8 protein-coding genes and 1 pseudogene are annotated in these 5653 nt (G+C 63.6%); 2 read left to right on the forward strand and 7 right to left on the reverse strand.

Annotated features, from left to right (window positions below; genetic code table 11):
* Positions 1-460, reverse strand: a 460-nt coding sequence (locus AC1D12_RS22900) for a class I SAM-dependent methyltransferase (protein WP_477843058.1), incomplete at its 3' end; no start/stop codon positions are given.
* A gap of 89 nt (positions 461-549) precedes the next feature.
* On the reverse strand, positions 550-1302 hold the full coding sequence (locus tag AC1D12_RS22905; RefSeq protein ID WP_477828168.1) for an SDR family NAD(P)-dependent oxidoreductase: 753 nt from the start codon (positions 1300-1302) through the stop codon (positions 550-552).
* 153 nt (positions 1303-1455) lie between these two features.
* On the opposite strand from AC1D12_RS22905, the gene AC1D12_RS22910 reads away from it, so the two are divergent.
* Together AC1D12_RS22910 and AC1D12_RS22915 are read left to right on the forward strand one after the other, a co-directional pair.
* Complete coding sequence (locus tag AC1D12_RS22910) at positions 1456-2046, forward strand: TetR/AcrR family transcriptional regulator (protein ID WP_477828169.1); 591 nt, start codon at positions 1456-1458, stop codon at positions 2044-2046.
* Positions 2043-2399 (forward strand): winged helix-turn-helix transcriptional regulator, encoded by a 357-nt coding sequence (locus AC1D12_RS22915; protein ID WP_477828170.1) that lies wholly within the window; start codon positions 2043-2045, stop codon positions 2397-2399. The genes AC1D12_RS22910 and AC1D12_RS22915 overlap by 4 nt, the downstream gene beginning before the upstream one ends.
* A gap of 326 nt (positions 2400-2725) precedes the next feature.
* On the opposite strand, the gene AC1D12_RS22920 is transcribed toward AC1D12_RS22915, so the two are convergent.
* From AC1D12_RS22920 to AC1D12_RS22940, 5 genes and pseudogenes are all read right to left on the reverse strand, one after another.
* A complete protein-coding gene (locus AC1D12_RS22920; RefSeq protein WP_477828171.1) occupies positions 2726-3076 on the reverse strand; it encodes a copper-binding protein in 351 nt (116 codons plus the stop codon).
* 13 nt (positions 3077-3089) lie between these two features.
* The gene (locus AC1D12_RS22925) at positions 3090-3431 is read right to left on the reverse strand and encodes a DUF411 domain-containing protein (RefSeq protein ID WP_477843060.1); all 342 of its coding nucleotides are present in this window, start codon (positions 3429-3431) and stop codon (positions 3090-3092) included.
* Positions 3428-3925 carry a cupredoxin domain-containing protein gene (locus AC1D12_RS22930; RefSeq protein WP_465115121.1) on the reverse strand — a complete coding sequence of 166 codons (498 nt, stop codon included), beginning with the start codon at positions 3923-3925 and terminating at the stop codon, positions 3428-3430. Before AC1D12_RS22930 ends, AC1D12_RS22925 begins: the two co-directional genes overlap by 4 nt.
* 28 nt (positions 3926-3953) lie before the next feature.
* Complete coding sequence (locus tag AC1D12_RS22935) at positions 3954-5321, reverse strand: multicopper oxidase family protein (RefSeq protein WP_465115123.1); 1368 nt, start codon at positions 5319-5321, stop codon at positions 3954-3956.
* 11 nt (positions 5322-5332) lie between these two features.
* A pseudogene (locus AC1D12_RS22940) lies at positions 5333-5653 on the reverse strand (TolC family protein); the annotation flags it as partial.

Consider the following 5653-nt stretch of genomic DNA (forward strand, 5'->3'; position numbering starts at 1 on the left):
GCGACTGCGCGTCGCTCGTGCCCAGCCCGGCGGCGGCGGCGTGGTCCACGATGACGTAGTACCCGCCGGGCTTCAGTCGCTCGTGGACAGCTCGATTGAAGTGGGCCGCCGTCGCGCCCTTGGCCTGCATCAGCGCGGTGTGGAGATCGTGATAGAACAGATGCATCCAAAGAACATCCGCTTGTTGCGTGACCTCCGACATCGCCACGAGGTCCGCCGAAACGGCTTCCACGTTCTCTCGGCCCGGCTCCGTCGCAAGCGTTCGCATCCGGCCGACCGGATCGTTCTTGAAGTGGGCGACTTCGGCCGGCACAAAGCTGAAGACCCGTCCTGCGGGTCCCACGATGTCGGAGAAGAGACGGGTCCAGTCGCCATCCCCTGGGTAGACGTCGATGACGGTGGATCCCGCATCGACTCGTGCGAACTGGATCAACTCGGAAAGCTTGGCTTGGTCATACATCGAAATCTCCTTTGCAGTGGGCATTCGACAAGCGCCCGGCGTGCAGGGGGCGGTCCACGGCGGGTCCTCCGTTGATCTGCACTCTCGCATTAGACCTGCGCCATGCCTCCATCGACGGCGAGATCCACACCGGTGATGTAAGAACTCTCGTCAGAGGCGAGGAACGCAACTGCAGCCGCGATTTCCTCGGGGACGCCTCTACGACCCATCGGGATCTGCGTGGTGAACTGTGCGACCGCCTGCGCGGCCTGCTCAGCGGTAAGGCCCGTCGTCGTCGCCAAGGCCGGGGTATCGATTGCTCCGGGACTCACACAATTCACGCGGATGTGGCGGTCCTTCAATTCCAAAGTCCAACCGCGCGAGAAGTTGCGCACGGCAGCCTTGCTCGCAGCGTAAGCAGTAAATCCGGGAAGCCCGAGCACGTTTGAGACCGACGAATTCAAGATGATCGAGCCGCCGTCCTTGAAGAGGGGAAGGGCCTTCTGCACCGTAAAGAACAGCCCCTTCACGTTCACGTCGAAGGTCTGGTCAAAATGCGCCTCGGTAGCTACCGCGAGCGGCGCGATTGTCCCTGCGCCCGCGTTCGCGAAGAGGACGTCGATGTGACCATGTTTTTCCTTCACGACGGCATAGAGCCGGTCCAGATCTTCCAGGCGCGACACGTCGCCCACGACCGTCGTCACGTTTCTCTTGACGGAGGCGGCAGCCTCCACCAGCTCTTTTTCTCGTCGCCCAGTGATCACGACGTGCGCACCTTCTTCCACGAAGCGCTTGGCTGTAGCCAAGCCAATGCCGCTGCTTCCGCCCGTGATGACTGCAACCTTGCCTTCTAGTTTCTTCACAATCCTTGACCTTTCGTGTGTGGTGACGCAGCGCCGCTGTTCCGATTGGTGCAAGGCGCAGTACCATTTGGATCACCGATCCAGATTCAAATTCATAGCATCCGAACCAGTGATCCAAATATACGGATCAGTGATCCGTTTGTCAAGGAGCCTATGCGAGCCGACGCCCAGAAGAATCGAACCCATCTCCTTGCGGTCGCGCGAGAGGTCGTCGCCGAGCACGGTGTCAACGCATCCATGCGCGATATAGCGCGCCGGGCCGAGGTCGGATTGGCCACCCTGCTTCGTCATTTCCCGACGCGGGAAGACTTGTTCGAGGCGCTGCTGTGCACACACCTGGACGCATTGGTACAGACGGCAAGCGGACTCGAGGAGTCGGATGCACCCGGTGAGGCGCTCGTTTCATGGTTCCGCGAATGGATGGCGTTCGCGCAGAGCTATCGAGGCGTTGTCGCCATGATGGCCGCCGCCCACACGAACCCGGAGTCCGCTCTTTATGCCGCGTGTGCAGCGGTGCACTCAGCGAGCGCGCGCCTGCTGCTTCGCGCACAGGCCGACGGGCAGGCGCGCACCGACATGAATGGGGACGACTTGTTCGGCCTGATGTCGGCGCTCGGTTGGCTTGTCGACCTGCCGGCGTTCGCGCCACGGGCCGATCATCTATCCCACATCGTCGCCAGCGCCATCCTGCCGAATCCGCCGAGTCGCGGTGTCGCCAAGCGACCTGCCAAGCCCGAGCGGTGAGGCTTGGCCATGCCGGCCCCGACGCGTCCATCCGTGCGGCCCACGCCGTGGCCTGCGTGTCGATGTACTCGCGGATCGTAGCCAGCCTGCCGTCCCGGATCCTGATGCCGAGAACGCAGTGGTCCTCGAATGGCTTGTTCGTGGCCTTGATTTTTCCGTCGCGACGCCGCGGCGAACTGAAGCGACCGGTCGAGGGCGTCAGTGACAAGGTGCTCATCCAGCCGCTGAATGATCTGGAGGCCGATCGGGAGCAGGCGCGAACAAGCTACAACGAAGTACCGCCGCGCGTGGACCATGCGCCGACCCCACTCGGTCGCGGCTTGGCCGACGCGATCATCCCGCTGTGCACCTGAGGAACCAAGGCCCCCCAGGTCAACCGCGTCGTCGAGAGAAAGTGAAGCCGCAACGGCCCAGGCGGCCGGCAGCGAGGCGGCAGCCAGAGCGACTGCGCGCAGGACGTGTTTTGACATTGGAGACTCCGAGGACGAACGCTAACGCGGCTGACGTGCGGACGCGCCATCGCACGGAGTGCCCGTCCGCCTCCATCATGGCGGCCATCATCCCGACGTCTGCCTGTTGCGGGCAGACGTACTGCGCCACCGCCAGCTGCGAGAACAGCAGCGACAGCACCACGAAGAACGGGCCTTGCTCTTCGCCAGGGCCCGGTACTTCGGCGCTGCTACTTTGCGGGCTGGATGTCGGTTACCGTGATGGCACCGTTCACCCGGTCTGCGGAGAACTTCACCTTGTCACCTTCCTTGATGGTGTCGAGCATCTTCGGGTCGGCAACTTTGAAGACCATCGTCATCCCGGGCATATCGAGGTTGCCAATTGGGCCGTGCTTGAGGGTCACCTTGCCCTGCTCCTTGTCGATCTTGCGAACCTCGCCGTCGCTGGACGGAGCAGCAGCGGAGGACGCAGCAGGCGCATGGTGGGCCGAGTGGTCGACACCAGAAGCAGGGGAGGCCTGCGCTTGCGCGCCGAAGGCGGAGGCAAGCAGAACTGCGGCAATCACGTGATTGAACTTCATCTTGGGAACTCCTTCAGGATTTCGGGTAGTGAGCGAAGACGGTCTCGCGACCGCTCTTGTCAATGAGGAAGACGTCATAGGGGTCCTTGCGGTCCCCGACCTCCATGCCAGGTGAACCGGGCGGCATGCCCGGTACGGCGATGCCAATGGCCGTGGGTCGTGTTGCGAGCAACCGCTTGACCTCCGGACCAGGGACGTGACCTTCGACGACGTAGCCATCGACGATGCCGGTATGGCAGCTGCCGAACTTGTCCGGCAGGCCGTAGCGTCTGCGGGTCACGGTCGTATCGCCAACGAGAGCGACCTTTACGGGGAAGCCCGCGCCGACGGCAGACAGGACGTGCCGGCGCCTCATTTGACGGTCACCTTCCCGACCATGCCGGCTTCGAAGTGCCCGGGCTGCAGACAGGCGAACTGAAACTCGCCGGCCTTGGTGAACTGCCAGACGATTTCACCGGCCTTGCCCGGCTTGACGTGGGCCATGTTCGCGTCGGCGTGTTCCATCTCCGGGAACTTCTTCATCAGCTCGGCGTGCTCGGCGATGGCCTTCTTCGTGCCCAGCACCATCTCGTGGAGCACCTTGCCGTCGTTGTGAACAACGAACTTCACGGTCTCGCCACGCTTGACGGTGACATCAGAGGGCGTGAAGCGCATGTTGTCGGCCATGTCGACCTTGATGGTTCGCGCGACCTTCTTGGGGTTGCCTTCCTGCCCGAAGTCGGTTGGCTCGACTTTGGTCGGGTCGTACTTGCGTGGCTGAGCGTGTTCTTCGTCTCCATGCGCGAAGGCAAGCGAAGTCGAGGCGGCGAGCGCGAGGGCAGTCAGGGACAGTGCAATCTTGGTGTTCATGGGAAGTCTTCCGTTGCGGCGAGGTTGGTCAATGGCCTGCGTGCCCGGAGGGCTTGCGGACCTGAAGCGTGTTGGTGTCGGCCTTGGGTGCAGTCGCGTGAGGCGCCGGCGGCGTCTCCGCCGTGTACTCATTGGCAAGGGTTCCGGCGGGATGCCTGTACGGACCGGGGTCGCGGTGGTCACCGCGCGCAACGTTGTCGCGCACCTTGACCACGCTGAACATGCCGCCCATGCCGATGGGACCGAAGGGACCAGTGCCGGTCATCATCGGCAGCGTGTTGTCGGGCAGCGGCATCTCCATCTCGGCCATGTCGTGCATCCCCTTGTCGCCCATGACCATGTAGTCCGGCACGAGGCCCGAAATCTTCTTGGCGACGTCGCGATGGTCGACGCCGATCATGGTGGGCACGTCGTGGCCCATGGCGTTCATCGTGTGGTGCGACTTGTGGCAGTGAATGGCCCAGTCGCCGGCGATGGCGTCGAACTCGAACGCGCGCATCTGGCCCACGGCGATGTCAGTCGTCACCTCAGGCCACCGTGCGCTCTTGGGCACCCAACCACCATCGGTGCCCGTCACTTCGAAGTGCGGGCCGTGCATGTGGATGGGGTGGTTCGTCATCGTGAGGTTGCCCACTCGGATGCGAACTCGCTCACCCGTGCGCGCGACAAACGGGTCGATGCCCGGGAACGCACGGCTGTTCCAGGTCCACAGGTTGAAGTCGAGCATGGTGTTGACGCGCGGCGTCGCGCTGCCCGGCTCGATGTCGTAGGCGTTGAGGATGAAGCCGAAGTCTCGGTCGACGCGATACTGCTTCGGGTCCTTGGGGTGGATGATGAGCAGGCCCATCATTCCCATGGCCATCTGCACCATCTCGTCGGCGTGCGGGTGGTACATGTGCGTGCCCGGGCGCTGCAGCACGAACTCGTACATGAAGGTCTTGCCCACGCCGATGGGCGGCTGCGTCAGGCCGGTCACGCCGTCCATGCCGGAGGGCAGCAGTACGCCGTGCCAATGGACGCTGGTCACCTCCGGCAGTTTGTTGGTGACGAAGATGCGGATGCGGTCGCCTTCGACGGCCTCGATGGTCGGGCCCGGGCTCGAGCCGTTGTAGCCCCAGAGGTTGGCCTTCATGCCCGGCGCGATTTCGCGAACCACCGGCTCGGCGACGAGGTGAAACTCCTTGACGCCGTCCTTCATGCGCCACGGAAGCGACCACCCGTTGAGTGTCACGATGGGATTGAAGGGCCGACCGGTGGGCGGAGACGGAGGCGGCTGCGTCGCCGCACCAGCTTGGATGACGACTTCCGGTAGCGATGCGGCGCCCACTCGGCTGACCGCCGCGGCACCGAGGAAGGTCGCACCGGCGGCCTTGAAGAATGTTCTGCGGTTTGTCATCTCGATTTCCTTCAGTGGGCACCCTGCTCCGCGGAAGCGGACTTGGCAGGACCCATCGCTGGAGCGCCGCTGGGTGAACGCCCCGTGAGCGCGCTCTGCAAGTTGGTCTCGGCGACCCAGTAGTCGCGCAACGCTTCAACAGCGACAGTCACACTGGTGACCTGGTCGCGCGCGTCGGCGAGCAGTTCGAAGACACTCGCCAGCATCCCGTTGTATCGAAGCATGTTCTCGTCGGAGATGCGCTTGCGCAGGGGCACGACCTCGTCGCGGTAGTGCTTGGCAAGGTCGTACGCTGTCCTGTAGGCCGAGTAGGACTCGCGGACCTCGGAGCG

The organism is Rhizobacter sp. P1_G5 (assembly GCF_056405435.1).

What these genes read in the sequence shown, in the direction of transcription:
- AC1D12_RS22925 (WP_477843060.1), bottom strand. Translation starts at nt 3,431, where the DNA reads ATGAGGCGCCGGCACGTCCTGTCTGCCGTCGGCGCGGGCTTCCCCGTA.
- AC1D12_RS22935 (WP_465115123.1), bottom strand. Translation starts at nt 5,321, where the DNA reads ATGACAAACCGCAGAACATTCTTCAAGGCCGCCGGTGCGACCTTCCTC.
- AC1D12_RS22930 (WP_465115121.1), bottom strand. Translation starts at nt 3,925, where the DNA reads ATGAACACCAAGATTGCACTGTCCCTGACTGCCCTCGCGCTCGCCGCC.
- AC1D12_RS22910 (WP_477828169.1), top strand. Translation starts at nt 1,456, where the DNA reads ATGCGAGCCGACGCCCAGAAGAATCGAACCCATCTCCTTGCGGTCGCG.
- AC1D12_RS22920 (WP_477828171.1), bottom strand. Translation starts at nt 3,076, where the DNA reads ATGAAGTTCAATCACGTGATTGCCGCAGTTCTGCTTGCCTCCGCCTTC.